This is a genomic window from [Ruminococcus] lactaris ATCC 29176 (genome assembly GCF_025152405.1).
Lineage (GTDB): Bacteria > Bacillota > Clostridia > Lachnospirales > Lachnospiraceae > Mediterraneibacter > Mediterraneibacter lactaris.
The window spans coordinates 585,780-602,970 of the sequence record NZ_CP102292.1 but is presented as its reverse complement, the minus strand read 5'-3'; the positions used below and the strand labels follow the sequence as shown (position 1 = coordinate 602,970).

The window sequence follows — 17,191 nt, the reverse complement described above, 5'->3', positions numbered from 1 at the left end:
TTGAGCCTCTCCATACAGAAGACCTGCCAGTTGGCAGGTCTTCTTGCATATCTGGGTATAAAAAGAGGAGGCAGGAGAACAATCAATCGTTCTCCCACCTTCTCTTTTTCGTTCATTTTTCTATGATCTGTCTACGGCTTTTTCCTGCCGACAACCTTCTCTTACTGATCTTTTATTTTGCCTCGAGTACCTGATACTCTCCGTTCTGTACTACAACAACGGTTGGATCTTTTGTAGGCTCTCCGTCCTCGCTCCAGGTGATACTCTTTCCTGTAAGACCATCATAAGTGATCTCTGTCATGCCTTTTTTCAGTGCATCACAAATATCAGAAGCACTCATATCCGGTGTAATATTCTCTTTCTCTGCTGCTGCCTTGATTGCATAAACACAGTCATAAGCATCTGCTGCAAACTGGATTGGTGTATCACCAAATGCGTCCTTGAAATCAGCCACGAACTTCTGAGTTGCATCATCTGTAGCATTGGCTGTAAATGGTGTCAGGAACATCAGGTTCTCTGCCAGTGAAGCATCAAATCCTTCAAGATCCAGAATACCGTCCATTCCGTCACATCCGAACCACTTCGGTGAAAAACCTGCTTTATTTGCCTGTGCAAGGATCAGGGATGCCTCCTGATAATAGATCGGAAGGAATACCAGCTCTGCTCCGGCATCTTTTGCCTTCTGAATCTGTACTGAGAAATCAGTCTTATTATCTGCTGTAAATGCCTTTGCTGCTACTACTTCAAGGCCTTTTTTCTCTGCCTCTGTAACAAAGTTCTGATAGATTCCTGAAGAATAAGTATCGGAACTGTTGTAGATAACTGCTACCTTTTTAGCCAGGTTATTATCAGCAATATAGTCGGCTGATGCACTACCCTGGTTCGGGTCTGAGAAGCACATACGGAATGCATTATCATACTGGATACTCTCTACTGCTGTAGCAGACGGTGTCAACTGGAACAGATTATCGTTATGTGACTCTTCAACTACTGCTGTACAAGGTGTAGATGTTGTCGTACCGATCAGCATCTGCATACCCCAGTCTTTCAGAGTATTGTAAGCATTGACAGATTTTTCAGCATCGGACTGGTCATCCTCAAACTTATACTCAATCTGCTTTCCATTAATTCCTCCTGCTGCATTAATCTCGTCTACTGCAAGCTGGATTCCGTTCTTTACCGCTGTTCCGTAAATTGCATTATCTCCTGTTGTAGGTCCGATTCCACCAATCTTAAATGTATCAGTATCTGCTGATGAACCTTTGTCATTACTACTTCCGCAGGCTGCCAGTGAAACAACCATTGCTGATGCAAGTACAATACTTGCTGCTTTTTTCAGCATTTTCATAAATAATCCCTCCTAAAAATAAATTTTCTCCATGGATATATTAGCTCTTATTCTCTGTATTTGTCAAGTAAAAAATGGATCGCACTCTATTTTTTTCTTACAATAGTTATTTCCATTGACTTTATTGAACCACATAAGCTTAAAGTTCCCCGGCAGCACCCCCAAGCCGTCAAAAAAACAGCAGCGGGATTTTTCCCGCCACTGCCTTTTCTGTGCATTTCTTAAATTTTCTGCTGCTTTATCTGTTTTTCTCTTTTTTCTTCAGATAAATTCCTGCACAACCCATTGCAAGACTCAGAAGCATCAATTCCGCATACACACCGGAACTGCTGTCTCCGGTCTTCACTGCTGTATTTTTCTGTCCTGCATCTCCCTTACCGGAAGTCTGAGCATCATTTCCGGTTGTTCCATTGGACGGAACATCTGCAGCCGGCTGATCTGATCCCGGATCATTTTTTCCCGGATCATTCTTGCCTGGATCATTTTTATCCGGATCGTTCTTGCCCGGATCATTTTTACCAGGATCGTCTTTGCCCGAATCGTCTTTGCCTGAATTGTCTTTTACTTTCAATCCCTCTTTTGCCGCCTGCAATGCTGCAAGTGCCTGATCTACTGCTGCCTGATCTGCACTCTCATCTGCCAGCACTGCCTCTGCTGTCTGTAACGCTGCCTGCAATGCCGCAACGGACTCTTCTGTATATCCTGACAGATCTTTTTCTTCCAGTGCTTCCAGTACTGTTCTGAGTGTTTCTTTATTGACTACCACTTCTTCGCCTGTTCCAACTTTTACAGTCACTTCCGCCGGAAGTTCTGCTGCCTCTGCAATCGTTCCCTGCGTTACAAGTGTTCCCTGAAGTGTATAGGTTGCATCCTTTTCACCGGAATATGCTGAAAGATCCCACTGAACCGGAAGGACTACATCAACTGGTTCGGTTACTCCGTCTACTGTTACTTTTACAGTGACCGTTGCCGGAAGCTGATCACGGATCTCCTCTGCTGTCGTTCCTTTCGCTACTTCAATCTGATTCAGTGCCGGAACTCCTGTCACTGCTGCTGTCTCATTGATCTTTCTTCCTTCTACTGTGATCTCATTGATTCCGATGCCGTCACCATAAGCTTCACTGTTCAGTTCTGTAAAATAAAATCTTACATATCTGCCGGCTACCGGCTGCTCAAATTCAACCACATCCGTCTGTCCGGTCAGTCCTGCTTCTTTAGAAAGAGCTTTTACGGTTGTCCAGTTTTCATTATCATCTGATACCTGGATCTCATACTGCGTTGGATAAACTTTATTAAAGTATTTTGCAGTGATCTTATCGATCAGGTTTGCTGAATCCTCTCCCAGGTCGATCACTACCCATGCTTTCGTATCGGTAGCGTTACTTCCTTTGATCAGATTGCTGTCCCACTTCGTACTGTCATCCCCGTCTACACAGTTCTCTTTTCTTCCGTTAGTCGTTCCCGAAACCGTTACCGGCTTATTAAGGGAAAGATTTTCTTTTTCTGTCGTAATCTTTAATAATAATGCATCTTTCTTTGCGAGCAGAGCCTCTTTTGCCTCATCAATCGCAGCCTGATCTGCATCTTCTGACTCATTGACGGCTACTGCACTCTCATAAGCTGCTACAAATTCTGCTGCCGTAGTCTTTGTATAAAGTGTCCGGTCAATTTCTTCTGCTGCCGCGATTGCTGCCGCAAGCTCTGTCTTATCCGGTGCTGCCTGTCCGCTTCCTACTGTCACGGCAACCTGTACCTTTACATCCGCAGTGTTCTGAACTGTTCCATTTAATGAAATGATTCCTTCCAGTGTATAGACACCATCTGCCGCTGCATTATAATTCTCTGTATTCCATACAACCGGCATCTGCACTGTCTTTGCAGTTTCAGAGCCGTTACGCTTCAACTGTACACTGACAAGTTTCGGAAGATTCAGATCTGCTGCTTCTGTTCCTTTGTCTACCGTAATTCCCTCTACAGCTTCTGCTGCCTCAACCTGATACTTTGCTTCGCTCTGAATACCATAAATCTCAAACTCTTTCAGACCGATCGCATTTCCTGCTGCCTGGCTGTTGATTTCAGTAAAGAGAAGTCTGACATATCTGACAGACAATGGTGTCTCTGTCTCATAAGTATCTGTCTGGTTTGTAAGTCCTGCATTCTTTGACAGAAATTTTACTGTGATCCAGTTTTCATGATCGTTAGAAACCTGGATCTGAGAAGCTGTCGGATAAACTTTATTAAAATATTTCATGGTCATGCTGTTGATGATGCTGGTCTTTGTCTCACCCAGATCTACATAAACCCATGCAGTTGCCCCTGCAGGAGCATTAGATCCTTTCAGCACATTACTGTCCCATTTGGTACTCTCATTTCCGTCTACACAGGCTGATGGTACTACACTTGCAGTTTCTGTACCTGAAACGGTCACTGTCTTATTCAGTGCAATATTGGACTCCGTCTCTTCTTCGTCTCCATCTAAAATGATATGCGGTACATATTCACCGATGTCATCGGTATCCTTTCCTGCTTTGTCTGTAAAGATCTCATAGATAGATGGCTGCCTGCCTGCTGTCCACTCCAGACGGATTGCAAAGATATTCTCATCTTCTGAAACATCGAATTTCTTAGCACTCTTATCAAATGTTCCTACTTTCTCATAACCATCTTTTGTCAGTACTTTCACTGTTGCATCAGATATATTTGCCGCATCCTGAAGGATTGAGAAAGAACGAAGCTTTGTATTCTCTGTCAGTCTGTATTCCAGATAATCACCATCCACAGTTGCCGCTGATGCTGTAAATACACTGGAAATATCTCCGTCCACGCATTTTTCTGCATTTCCGCTGATACTGCTGACTACTTCACTTGCCTCTCCCGCATCCTGGCTGACTTCTTTATTGATCTCTACTTCATGGATCTTCAGATAATATCCGCTGTTGCCGGTCAGACGGATCCGGATATATTTTGCATCTGCTCCCTGTGCATTTCCCTTAAGGAAACGATACGGTACAACAAATTCTGAATTATCGTTCGCTACTGAACCGATCTGCGTCCAGTTCGTCTTATCTTTTGAATATTCAAGTACTGCATTATAAAATCTCGGATTTCCATCTCCTGTCACCACATTGACATCATACAAAGCAACTGTCGCACCGAGATCAATGATAAGATAATCTCCGTTCTGTTGTGCTTCATTCGTCCATGCATAAGTGGAACGATCTCCGTCAAAAAGATTATCCCATTTTCCCTCTTTCAGTGCATTCGTAAAACTATGCTCTAGAACACTCGGATTCATCTTCAGATTTTCTGCTGTCACTCCCAGTTTTTCAAGATCACAGGTCACTGCACTGTCTGTATTGTTCACAATTCTTATGTATCTGAGAACTGCAGGTGCTGTAAAATCAGCCTGTCCGCTCCACTGTACCCCATTTGTGGAATACTGGACAGCTAACTGATCCAGCCCGGTTCCTTCTGCAGTAATCGCAGAGGCAGAGGTCAGAGCTGTCATTTTAATTCCAACATACTCTCCTGCATTCAGGGTAAGATCTGTAAGATTTCTTACACTGTACTCTTTTCCCTGCACAGTCAGTGCTGTCTGCTTCAGGGAATCCACATTTGTATAAATCCGCTCTCCCTGTACTTCTTTTTTATTGACTGTAAACTCTCTGACATGTGTCCAGTAGTCCGCCTTGGAAGATGTTCCTGTCGCTGCAAGACGAAGTCTGACATATCTTGCAGTAATATCCAGATCACTCCGCTCAATTTTTAAAGTATCATTATACTGTTCACCAATCTGCGTCCAGTCTTCTCCGTTCTCGGAATATTCCAAAATGGCTTTATGGAAATAATCATGGTCTGTATCATTGGATCCCTGAAGGATAGAAATATCCGTCACATTCAGTACACGTCCCATATCTACACCATAATAATCATTTGTCTTCTGAACGGTATTCCATAATCCTGCCGTAGTCTCATCCCCATCAAAAATCTTCGCTGACTGGGCATCATCTGTTCTCTTTGTTCCACCAAGTACTGCATAGAACTTTGGTGTAAAGTCTGTATTGGATGAATCCATTAACGGGGTCAGATTATTTTTTACATAAGCCGTAACTTCTGATAAAAATGGCTGAAGACGCTTGCTTCCCGCCTCTGCCTTTGTTGTTCCGTCACCTGTATTATAAGTGTTCCACATATTCAATGCTTTTGCTGCTGTACCGAAATTCGTCCATGCCTCTTCTGCATCATTTTCCTGAAGTGCCTGTGCGGACTTCAGAATCGCCTTAATTCCTGTAGCAACATCATTCAGAGAACTGAGCCATGGATTCAGTTCCTGAACCAGCTTTGTATTTGTACAGTTTTCTTTAAAATCTGCTACTGCTGCAACAATCTTATCCATTTCTGAAATAAGACTTTCAACTTCAGAATCATTTTTCAGTGCAGCACCGCTGTTGATCTTATTCAGAACACTTGCCAGTGTATCCTTCAGATATTTTGACTCCGGGAATCCATTGCCAATACGGCTGGAATGCGGGCAGTTGGATACATTGCTTGCAATTTTAAAATAGGAATCCTCTACTTCCGGCTCAAGATAACGGAAAGCATCTTCCCAAACAGTCTGAGCATTTTCAGAATAGTTTTTGTTATTCCAGAATAACGCTGCCAACTGGAATAAGCCGACTTTATTACTCTCAGCGAATCGGGATGGATTGGATACCGCACCTGCCATTCCCGTTACACCATCTCTTGCATAATAAGTAATATCGCCAAGATAGATTCCTGACTTGGCATGTTCGTTGACCGGATAATTGATCCAGAAACATGCTTCATGCCCTGACTTTTCTTTCACGTAGTCAATCGTACTCTGCGTAATCGGCGAGTTTACATCTGCTCCTGTCCAGTAAATACTGATAGAAGGATCCAGCCCCTTTAATGTCTCCAACTCTGATGCATTGGATGACCATTTTGACCACACCTCATTATACCCCTGTGGACAGTACGTCAGTGGTTTACATCCTTTTGGCTCAATAAACTCTTTTGTAAGTTTGTTCAGAAGTGCAACTACATCCGCATGAGAACCCTTTCCAAAATCATCATTCAGAATATCAAACTTACGGACTCCCGCATCATACAACTGCTGGAATTTTGCTGTAAGCTGATTATAACGGGTATTGTACGCCTCTTCATTCGATGTATCTAATCCATTAAAGAATCCGGAAAGATGTACAGACCATGCATAATAACACTTCGTCTCCTTTCCTACTTCTACCAGTTCCTTGATCTGATCAATGTCAGACTGTGGATACAGTTCATTCCATTTTGATGTATGATATACATCTGTCTTTGATGCGTAAACATAATTGTTCATCTTCACATCTCTTGCAAAACGCATCAGACTCGCACGGGATGCATAATCCCATCCGCCATAAAATCCTTCGATAAATCCACGGAATGCGACACCAGCATAGTCCTCAATCTGAACATCCAGAATTTTTCCTTCCTTATTATTAAAAGAAGAAAGCATCATCTGTAATGTTGCAATTCCATAAAAAGTGCAGTCTGTATCTTTTCCTACGATTGCAATGACTTCATTTCCGTCACTGTCTGTATCTGCACTTAAAAGATACGGATCATTTTTTTCAAATAAATCTGCTGTCCCTCTTGTGATATGATCCGCAACATACGTATCTGCTACCCCGCCTGATTCTTTTACTCCGAGAAGAATATTTGTCTTACCGGAAACTATATCTTCTGATAGATTCATAGTCCGGTCATTCTTCTCAAGTACTTCCTTCAGGAAGTTGACAGTGTACTTGTCAATCCCTTCTTCTGCAACAACATTCACATCCTCTGACATGATAAAGCTACTATTTCCATATGTCACAGATTGCGGAATTGGGTAAATTTTGTACTGATCTGCTTCTTTTGCGAAAGCTCCTGCTGACTTTGCTGCAAAAACTCCACTTCCCATTGAAAGGATCAATGTGAAGATCAGCAGACTGCTCAGCAGTTTCCTGTACTTTCTCACCTTTTTCATCTTTTTTCCCCTTTACTAAAAATATTTGTAGCTCATTATATTATAGCAAATAAAAGGCTTGTTTCACTTGTTAAATCTGTATCAGACAAATGGTATTTTTATATGATTCGGAACTATATTAAATTCGATCACTGATATAAAACTGCTGTTCTTACTCCCCGGCAAATTGCATCTCGTGCAGGCACTGATGCCGTTTGTCAGGTTTGTGCAACAAAAAAACAGTGCTTTCGCACTGCTCCTCATTCCTATCCATATTTTATATACTTTCAAAACTACATACAGCTAAAACCAACACCATCATCCATTTACCTATCACTGCTTTGGTTATGCCCTCGACCTATTAGTAACAGTCAGCTCCATGTGTTACCACACTTCCACCTCTGCCCTATCTACCTCGTCGTCTTCAAGGGGTCTTACTAACTTGACGTTATGAGATATCTCATCTTGAGGGGGGCTTCACGCTTAGATGCCTTCAGCGTTTATCCCTTCCCGGCTTGGCTACTCTGCTATGCCTTTGGTAAGACAACAGATACACCAGCGGCCAGTCCATCCCGGTCCTCTCGTACTAAGGACAGCTCCTCTCAAATATCTTACGCCCACGCCGGATAGGGACCGAACTGTCTCACGACGTTCTGAACCCAGCTCGCGTACCGCTTTAATGGGCGAACAGCCCAACCCTTGGGACCTACTTCAGCCCCAGGATGCGATGAGCCGACATCGAGGTGCCAAACCACTCCGTCGATGTGAACTCTTGGGAGTGATAAGCCTGTTATCCCCAGGGTAGCTTTTATCCGTTGAGCGATGGCAATCCCACTTTATACCACCGGATCACTAAGTCCTACTTTCGTACCTGCTCCACCCGTCGGTGTCGCAGTCAAGCTCCCTTCTGCCTTTGCACTCTTCGAATGGTTTCCAACCATTCTGAGGGAACCTTTGAGCGCCTCCGATACCCTTTCGGAGGCGACCGCCCCAGTCAAACTCCCCACCTGACATTGTCCCCCAGCCGGATCACGGCTGCTGGTTAGAAACCCAGTACTGCAAGGGTGGTATCCCAACAGCGGCTCCATGGCTACTGGCGTAACCACTTCAAAGCCTCCCACCTATCCTGTACATACAATACCGAATCCCAGTATCAAGCTGGAGTAAAGCTCCATGGGGTCTTTCCGTCCTGGCGCAGGTAACCAGCATCTTCACTGGTATTTCAATTTCACCGGGTGCATTGTTGAGACAGTGCCCAAATCATTACGCCTTTCGTGCGGGTCGGAACTTACCCGACAAGGAATTTCGCTACCTTAGGACCGTTATAGTTACGGCCGCCGTTTACTGGGGCTTAAGTTCAAAGCTTCGCCTTACGGCTAACCTCTCCCCTTAACCTTCCAGCACCGGGCAGGCGTCAGCCCATATACCTCACCTTTCGGTTTTGCATAGACCTGTGTTTTTGCTAAACAGTTGCTTGGGCCAATTCTCTGCGGCCATCTTACTGGCACTCCTTCTCCCGAAGTTACGGAGTCATTTTGCCGAGTTCCTTAACAATGCTTCTCCCGTCGGCCTTAGGATTCTCTCCTCATCCACCTGTGTCGGTTTACGGTACGGGTATCCTGCAAACAATAGCGGCTTTTCTTGACAGTCAGCTCACGTGCTTCCCTACTTCTTTTCGGTCCACATCACGTCTTCAGATTGAAGAGCGGATTTGCCAGCTCTTCTCCTACCTCGCTTGTACCGGTCTTTCCATTCCCGGCTCACGCTCTCTGCCTGTGTCCCCACAGTTCTGTTACAGGATAGTACAGGAATTTCAACCTGTTATCCATCGACTACGTCTTTCGACCTCGCCTTAGGCCCCGACTTACCCAGAGCAGATCAGCTTTACTCTGGAAACCTTAGATATTCGGCCGGAAGGATTCCCACCTTCCTCTCGCTACTCATTCCGGCATTCTCTCTTCTTAAAAATCCACAGCTCCTTCCGGTACTGCTTCGTCTCTTTAAGAATGCTCCTCTACCAATTGAAATTCATCAATTCCAAAGCTTCGGCAGTGTGTTTCAGCCCCGGACATTTTCGGCGCAGGACCTCTCGACTAGTGAGCTATTACGCACTCTTTGAATGGATGGCTGCTTCTGAGCCAACATCCTAGTTGTCTTCGAAATCCCACATCCTTTTCCACTTAACACACATTTTGGGGCCTTAGCTGTTGGTCTGGGCTCTTTCCCTTTTGACCACCCAACTTATCTCGGATCGTCTGACTCCCATACATCATCTACACGGCATTCGGAGTTTGATATCCCTTAGTAAGCTTTGACGCCCCCTTAGGAATTCAGTGCTCTACCTCCGCAAGACTCGTATGAGGCTAGCCCTAAAGCTATTTCGAGGAGAACCAGCTATCTCCGGGTTCGATTGGAATTTCTCCCCTATCCACACCTCATCCCCACCCTTTTCAACGGATGTGGGTTCGGTCCTCCATTGCCTTTTACGGCAACTTCAACCTGGACATGGATAGATCACCCGGTTTCGGGTCTACTCCGACTGACTCTTCGCCCTATTCAGACTTGGTTTCCCTTCGGCTCCACACCTTCAGTGCTTAACCTCGCCAGCCAGCGTAACTCGCCGGACCGTTCTACAAAAAGTACGCGGTTGAGCATATAAAGCTCTTCCACAGCTTGTAAACATATGGTTTCAGGTTCTTTTTCACTCCCCTCCCGGGGTCCTTTTCACCTTTCCTTCACAGTACTATGCACTATCGGTCACTAAGTAGTATTTAGCCTTACGGGGTGGTCCCCGCATATTCCCACAAGGTTCCACGTGTCTCGTGGTACTCTGGATCCCGCCATGTCAACTCGTCTTTCGCTTACGGGGCTTTCACCCTCTCTGGCCGGCTTTCCCAAAACCGTTCTGCTAAACTTGTTGAATCAATTCCGCGGTCCGAACCCCAGCATGCACGCACACTGGTTTGGGCTCTTCCGTTTTCGCTCGCCGCTACTCACAGAATCACATGTTGTTTTCTCTTCCTCCGGCTACTTAGATGTTTCAGTTCACCGGGTTCCCTTCCTGACGTTATGGATTGGCGTCAGGATACCTGAGGTTTGCTCAGGTAGGTTTCCCCATTCAGAAATCTCCGGATCAATGGGTATTTGCCCCTCCCCGAAGCTTTTCGCAGCTTATCACGTCTTTCATCGGCTCTTAGTGCCAAGGCATCCACCATACGCTCTTATCAGCATAACCAACTCGACCTCATCCCACGGGAATGGGATAATGTCCACACATGCATAGCGTTGCATGCGTTGGTGATAGTCAATTTTTTTTGAATCTGTTTTCTTCAGATCTTAAGTTAATGTTGTTAACATTACCTCGGATGTCTTGATTAGATATTTATCTTAATCTATTGATTTTCACTATATGCAGTTTTCAAGGTACATAAAGATGCGAGCTTCGCATCCTGACCGACTTTCATCAGTCATTACATACACAAATCTCTTTGTATATCTAATCACTGGTGAAACCAGTTATCATAACAGCACTGCCCTGCTGACTGGGTTGGCGGTGATAAGTTGTTGCTCATCTGTGCCTGTATCTATGCCTAAAGACTTCGTGCGGTCTTTTCGCACGTTAGTCGATTGGTACTTCAGAATTCTTGGTGAGGTTTTTTCGAACCTTAGTTTTCTGAAGTTTCCGTCAGACCTTGTCTTTTTCTTTTTAAATTTGGCGGCCACCTACTCTCCCACACCGTCTCCAGTGCAGTACCATCGGCCGTTCAGGTCTTTACCATCGTGTTCGGGATGGGAACGGGTGTTGCCCCTGAACGCATCGCCACCAAAAAGCTATAGGTCTTAGCGAGGTCTTTTCGAGCTTAGTCCTAAGCTTGTTCTCCGCACTTGGTGAGGTTCTTTCGAACCTAGTAAGGAGAACATCCCTCTACTTGATAACCCAACAATAGACAACAGTAAAATTCCTCTACTTCTTTCTTCCGTTCTCGTTGGATTATTCCAAATGAAAGGAAATATTTCATCCGTTTTAGTTGGATTGTTCCAGACGAAAGAAAGCATTTCTTCCTTAGAAAGGAGGTGATCCAGCCGCACCTTCCGATACGGCTACCTTGTTACGACTTCACCCCAGTTATCGGTCCCACCTTCGGCAGCTCCCTCCTTACGGTTGGGTCACTGACTTCGGGCGTTACTGACTCCCATGGTGTGACGGGCGGTGTGTACAAGACCCGGGAACGTATTCACCGCGACATTCTGATTCGCGATTACTAGCGATTCCAGCTTCATGTAGTCGAGTTGCAGACTACAATCCGAACTGAGACGTTATTTTTGGGATTTGCCCACCCTCGCGGGTTCGCTTCCCTTTGTTTACGCCATTGTAGCACGTGTGTAGCCCTGCTCATAAGGGGCATGATGATTTGACGTCATCCCCACCTTCCTCCAGGTTATCCCTGGCAGTCTCTCCAGAGTGCCCGGCCTTACCGCTGGCTACTGAAGATAGGGGTTGCGCTCGTTGCGGGACTTAACCCAACATCTCACGACACGAGCTGACGACAACCATGCACCACCTGTCACCGGTGTTCCGAAGAAAAGCAGACATTACTCTGCCGTCACCGGGATGTCAAGAGCAGGTAAGGTTCTTCGCGTTGCTTCGAATTAAACCACATGCTCCACCGCTTGTGCGGGTCCCCGTCAATTCCTTTGAGTTTCATTCTTGCGAACGTACTCCCCAGGTGGACTACTTATTGCGTTGGCTGCGGCACCGAATGGCTTTGCCACCCGACACCTAGTAGTCATCGTTTACGGCGTGGACTACCAGGGTATCTAATCCTGTTTGCTCCCCACGCTTTCGAGCCTCAACGTCAGTTACCGTCCAGTAAGCCGCCTTCGCCACTGGTGTTCCTCCTAATATCTACGCATTTCACCGCTACACTAGGAATTCCGCTTACCTCTCCGGCACTCCAGATCAACAGTTTCCAATGCAGTCCCGGGGTTGAGCCCCGGGTTTTCACATCAGACTTGCTGCTCCGTCTACGCTCCCTTTACACCCAGTAAATCCGGATAACGCTTGCCCCCTACGTATTACCGCGGCTGCTGGCACGTAGTTAGCCGGGGCTTCTTAGTCAGGTACCGTCATTTTCTTCCCTGCTGATAGAGCTTTACATACCGAAATACTTCTTCGCTCACGCGGCGTCGCTGCATCAGGGTTTCCCCCATTGTGCAATATTCCCCACTGCTGCCTCCCGTAGGAGTTTGGGCCGTGTCTCAGTCCCAATGTGGCCGGTCACCCTCTCAGGTCGGCTACTGATCGTCGCCTTGGTAGGCCGTTACCCCACCAACTAACTAATCAGACGCGGGTCCATCTCATACCACCGGAGTTTTTACCCCTGCACCATGCGGTGCTGTGGTCTTATGCGGTATTAGCAGTCATTTCTAACTGTTATCCCCCTGTATGAGGCAGGTTACCCACGCGTTACTCACCCGTCCGCCGCTCAGTCAAATAGGAAATCCTCCGAAGAATCTTTCCTAAGTGCTTCGCTCGACTTGCATGTGTTAAGCACGCCGCCAGCGTTCATCCTGAGCCAGGATCAAACTCTCGTTAAAAGTGTTTGTATCCAGTTCAGAATCAACATACTAGCTAATTCTTCCCTTTTTACTGTTGTTTGGTTTGTTTAAAACCATTCTTAAAAATCTTCTCTTAAAGAAATTTTCAAGGGTTATTGTTGTCTATTGTTCAATTATCAAGGTTCTTTTTGCTGTTCTTTTCAAGCGACAGCTTTTATATTTTATCAAAAGCTTTTCTCTTTGTCAAGAACTTTTTTATTTTTTTTGCTGCTCGTGAGTTGCTCAATGGCTTCTCTCTGACAGCTCATTTATGTTATCACATCCGAACTTCTCTGTCAACCACTTTTTAATGATTCTTATAAGTTGTTATTAATTTCTCTTATGAATCATTCTATTGAACTACCTCTCGATCAGGGACTGTCCGTTTCCACGCCTTCCTCTTTATCAGAAGTTGTTCTATGATTTTCAGTGCCGTTCTCAGCGACGAAGATTATCCTATCATAGCGGCTTCTAATTGTCAATGTTTTTTATATATTTCATGCAATTCTGAATATTCTGAAAATTTTGGTTGTTTATCTGACTTTATTTTTATTTAACTGTTCTGGGTCTGCATAAATAAAAGCTGCTCATTTTCAGAACAGCCTTTATCATATACGGGTACTTCTTTAATTAAAAACATCTCATTAATAACAGATATTTTCTTCTATGCTTTCTGACTCTTTAATAGAATTTATAAACTCCAGCCAGTTGCAAGAAGCTGCGTCTTTACCATATTACTGTAAATTCCATTTTTCTTTTCCAGTTCGGCCGGACTTCCACTCTCTGCAACAACACCATCTTTCAGTACAACAATCTTATCTGCATCCGCTACTGTTCTCATCCTGTGGGCAATAATCATAACTGTCTTATCTTTAATCAGACGTGACAGCGATTCCTGGATCATCGTTTCGTTATCTGCATCCAATGATGCCGTGGCTTCATCCAGCAATATGATCGGTGCATTTTTCAGAAATGCTCTTGCAATAGAAATCCTCTGCCGCTCACCGCCTGAAAGTTCCGAACCATTCTCTCCGATCATTGTATTCCATCCGTCAGAAAGTTTTTCCGCAAATTCATCGCAATGTGCAAGTTTCGCTGCTGCAATCACTTCTTCATCTGTAGCATCCATCTTTCCGATTCTGATATTTTCCATAATTGTATTATTGAATAATGTAACATCCTGAAATACGATCGAATAAAGTGACATCAATGTCTCCGGGTCAACTTTTGAAATATCCATTCCACCTACTGTGATCTTTCCATGATCTACGTCCCAGAATCTTGACGCCAGACGTGAGACGGTTGTCTTTCCTCCACCGGACGGTCCGATCAGTGCAGTTACTTCCCCCTGCTTTGCCACAAATGAAACATCTTTCAATACAGTTTCTCCTGAATCATAAGAGAAACCAACGTTGGAAAATTCAATATCATATCCTTTACGATCCATTTTTTCTGAACCTTCCTGCACCTCATGCGACAGGATTTCATCCAGTCTTGCACTCTGTACTTCAGAAGATATGATTGCCGCAAGATTTTGAAGAGATACCTGCATTGGATCATAAATCCTGGATACAACCAGCAGAAACATAAAGAATGTAAGCACACTGATCTCCCCTTTTGCCAGCAGAGTTCCCCCAACCAGTGCAACCGTGGCAATTCCGAGCTTTAAGATCATCTGAGCACTTCCCACAAAAACTGCTGTTCCAAGTTCTGTAACAACAGCATGCTTCTCTACGGCTTTTATCTTCACATCCAGACCTCTCATATAATCATCCTCTGCATTATATGCATGAAGATCTCTTGCACTTTCCAGGCACTCCTGAATCCCGTCCGCACATGCCATTTTTAATTCCATCTGCTTCTGATTCAGACTTTTCTGAACTTTTCCCGAACAACCTACAATAAGAAATGAAACCGGAAGCACCCAAAGAGCTGCCAATGCCATTCTCCAGTTGAAAAAGAACATTCCCACTGCAACGATTGCTGTAGAAATGCATGCTCCCACCAGTTCCGGAATAAAATGAGAAGACGCAGTTTCCATCTGTGCACAATCCGCCATGATCGTACTCGTCAAATCTGACAGATCTTTTTTGCCAAAGAATGACAACGGAATCTTTCTCAGCTTTTCTGCAAGCGTGATTCTCCGCACACCACTTTCTACATAAGTTGATAAAAATGTTGCATTATATTGTATATAAGTTGTAATTGCGATCAGGGCAAGTGTCACGATAATGCCGGCAATATAAAATCCACCTTTTCCCTGAAGTGTTCCTTCCATATAATCTTTCACTATAAAATACAGCAGCGAAACCGGAATCATCAAAACCAGATCTGATACCGTAACTGACACAAAGGCTTTGAGCATATCCGATGCACCTTGCGGAGAAAGAGCATATTTATGCATCAGTTTTTCTTTTATTTTCATACTTATGCACCTACCTTCCAACAAACCGATTGATTGTACTCTTTCCACATATGTGCATAGAGTCCGTCTGCTTTTTCAAGTTCCTTATGAGTACCACTCTGGCAGATTTCTCCGTCTCTGAGTACAAAGATCCGGTCTGCATCAATGACCGATGAAAGTCTGTGGGCGATCATGATCACAGTTTTTCCCTGAGAAAGTCTGCTGAATGCAGCCTGCACCTTTGCCTCATTATCCGGATCTGCAAATGCTGTTGCTTCATCCAGGATCAGAATCGGAGCATTTTTGATCATCGCTCTTGCGATTGAAATCCGCTGAGCTTCTCCGCCTGACAGATACGTACCTTTTGAGCCGATCACTGTGTCAATCCCGTCCGGAAGTTTCGCTATGATATCCTCACATTGAGCATTCTTTAATGCCTTCACCACCTCTTCACGGGTGGCATTTTTCTTTCCCATGCGTACATTTTCGTAAATAGACATTTTCAGAAGCCGGCTGTCCTGAAATACAAATGATACCATATCCATCAGAGCTTTCTGGTGGATTTCCTTTACATTTGCTCCGCCAATCCTGATCTCACCCTGAGACGCATCTGCAAACCTTGCAACCAGTCTCGCCAGCGTTGTCTTTCCTCCACCGGATGGTCCGACAAAAGCGATATGCTCTCCCGGACGGATCTGAAGACTGATATCGTGCAGGGCATCTTTTTCTGCCCCGTCATACCGGAAAGATACATGTTCAAACTCGATAGAAACATCTTCGGGACTCTTTTCCTCTGCTGCCTGCGGCAATGGTTTTCTTTCTATAATATTGTCAATTCTTGCAAGTGCATCTTCCACAACCATTGTATTCTCACCTGCATACATCATCTTTGTCAATGTAACGGTAATGATCGGGGTGATAATAATATAGAATAACAGGTTTAATAAAAACTCAGGATCTGCAGTTCCGCTTTTCACTCCGCCCAGCAGATAAACCGCTGCGATCAGAATTGCGAAAACTGAATTAATTGCAACCGTATATCCCATCATTGGAAGTCTTAAATCTTTTGTATAGGAAATCGTCCATTTTTCATATTTTTTGATTGAATCCCTGAATCTTTTAAAAGAAAAGACCGACTGTCCAAATGTTTTTACAACCGGAATCCCTCTGACATATTCCACTGCCTCGCCGGACATTTCTTCCAGTGCATTCTGATATTCTTCCATTTTTTTCTTCATGTTCTCTCCCATCATGGCACCCATGACCAGGAAAGCTACAACAACCGGGATAAGACATAAAAGCCCCAGTTTCCAGTCAAAAACCAGCAGAAGTGCCGCCAGGCCGACCGGGGTTGCCGTTGCTACATATTTATCCGGCAACTGATGTGCAAGATAAGTTTCTGTCGCTGCACTGGACTCATTTACAATCTTTCGGATCTTTCCACTTCCCTCATCATCCATAAATCCAATCGGCAGAGATAAGATATGTCGCATCAGTCTTGACCTCATATTTGCCTGCACTCGGAATGCTGCCAAATGAGAACAGATCAATGCCCCGATATAGATCAGCATAGACAGGATTGCAAAACCGACTGCACTCCAGCCATAGGTAGACAGATTCTGTGCCGCACCATAATCCGGTGCAACCCGTAACACCTCTTTTATCAGCCGCCAGATAAAATAGAACGGAACAAGTGCCACAAAGGCACTGACAGCCGCAAGAACCCAGGACGCAACTGCCAGGTATTGAAAACTTCCGGCATACTCCATCAGCCGGCTGACCGGTGTCTGCTTTTTTTCTTTTTGTTTAGCCATTGCTAACCCTCCTT

Annotated in this window: 4 protein-coding genes and 3 rRNA genes; all 7 read right to left on the bottom strand. The window is 44.7% G+C overall.

The window, feature by feature from the left end; translation table 11 throughout:
- Nucleotides 1–172 precede the first annotated feature (172 nt).
- Nucleotides 173–1,348, bottom strand: a complete 1,176-nt coding sequence (locus tag NQ541_RS02905) for an ABC transporter substrate-binding protein (protein WP_005609750.1) — start codon at nt 1,346–1,348, stop codon at nt 173–175.
- A gap of 238 nt (nt 1,349–1,586) precedes the next feature.
- On the bottom strand, nt 1,587–7,382 hold the full coding sequence (locus tag NQ541_RS02900) for a beta-N-acetylglucosaminidase domain-containing protein (RefSeq protein ID WP_005609752.1): 5,796 nt from the start codon (nt 7,380–7,382) through the stop codon (nt 1,587–1,589).
- Between the two features lie 320 nt (nt 7,383–7,702).
- Nucleotides 7,703–10,596: ribosomal RNA gene (locus NQ541_RS02895) — 23S ribosomal RNA — on the bottom strand.
- Between the two features lie 475 nt (nt 10,597–11,071).
- A 5S ribosomal RNA gene (rrf, locus tag NQ541_RS02890) occupies nt 11,072–11,189 on the bottom strand.
- Between the two features lie 239 nt (nt 11,190–11,428).
- Nucleotides 11,429–12,959: ribosomal RNA gene (locus NQ541_RS02885) — 16S ribosomal RNA — on the bottom strand.
- Together the 16S, 23S and 5S rRNA genes form the textbook arrangement of a ribosomal RNA operon.
- 691 nt (nt 12,960–13,650) lie before the next feature.
- A complete protein-coding gene (locus tag NQ541_RS02880) occupies nt 13,651–15,378 on the bottom strand; it encodes an ABC transporter ATP-binding protein (protein ID WP_044905309.1) in 1,728 nt (575 codons plus the stop codon).
- 8 nt (nt 15,379–15,386) lie between these two features.
- A complete protein-coding gene (locus NQ541_RS02875) occupies nt 15,387–17,177 on the bottom strand; it encodes an ABC transporter ATP-binding protein (protein ID WP_005608882.1) in 1,791 nt (596 codons plus the stop codon).
- Between the last annotated feature and the right edge of the window lie 14 nt (nt 17,178–17,191).

What these genes read in the sequence shown, in the direction of transcription:
- NQ541_RS02905 (WP_005609750.1), bottom strand. Translation starts at nt 1,348, where the DNA reads ATGAAAATGCTGAAAAAAGCAGCAAGTATTGTACTTGCATCAGCAATG.
- NQ541_RS02900 (WP_005609752.1), bottom strand. Translation starts at nt 7,382, where the DNA reads ATGAAAAAGGTGAGAAAGTACAGGAAACTGCTGAGCAGTCTGCTGATC.
- NQ541_RS02875 (WP_005608882.1), bottom strand. Translation starts at nt 17,177, where the DNA reads ATGGCTAAACAAAAAGAAAAAAAGCAGACACCGGTCAGCCGGCTGATG.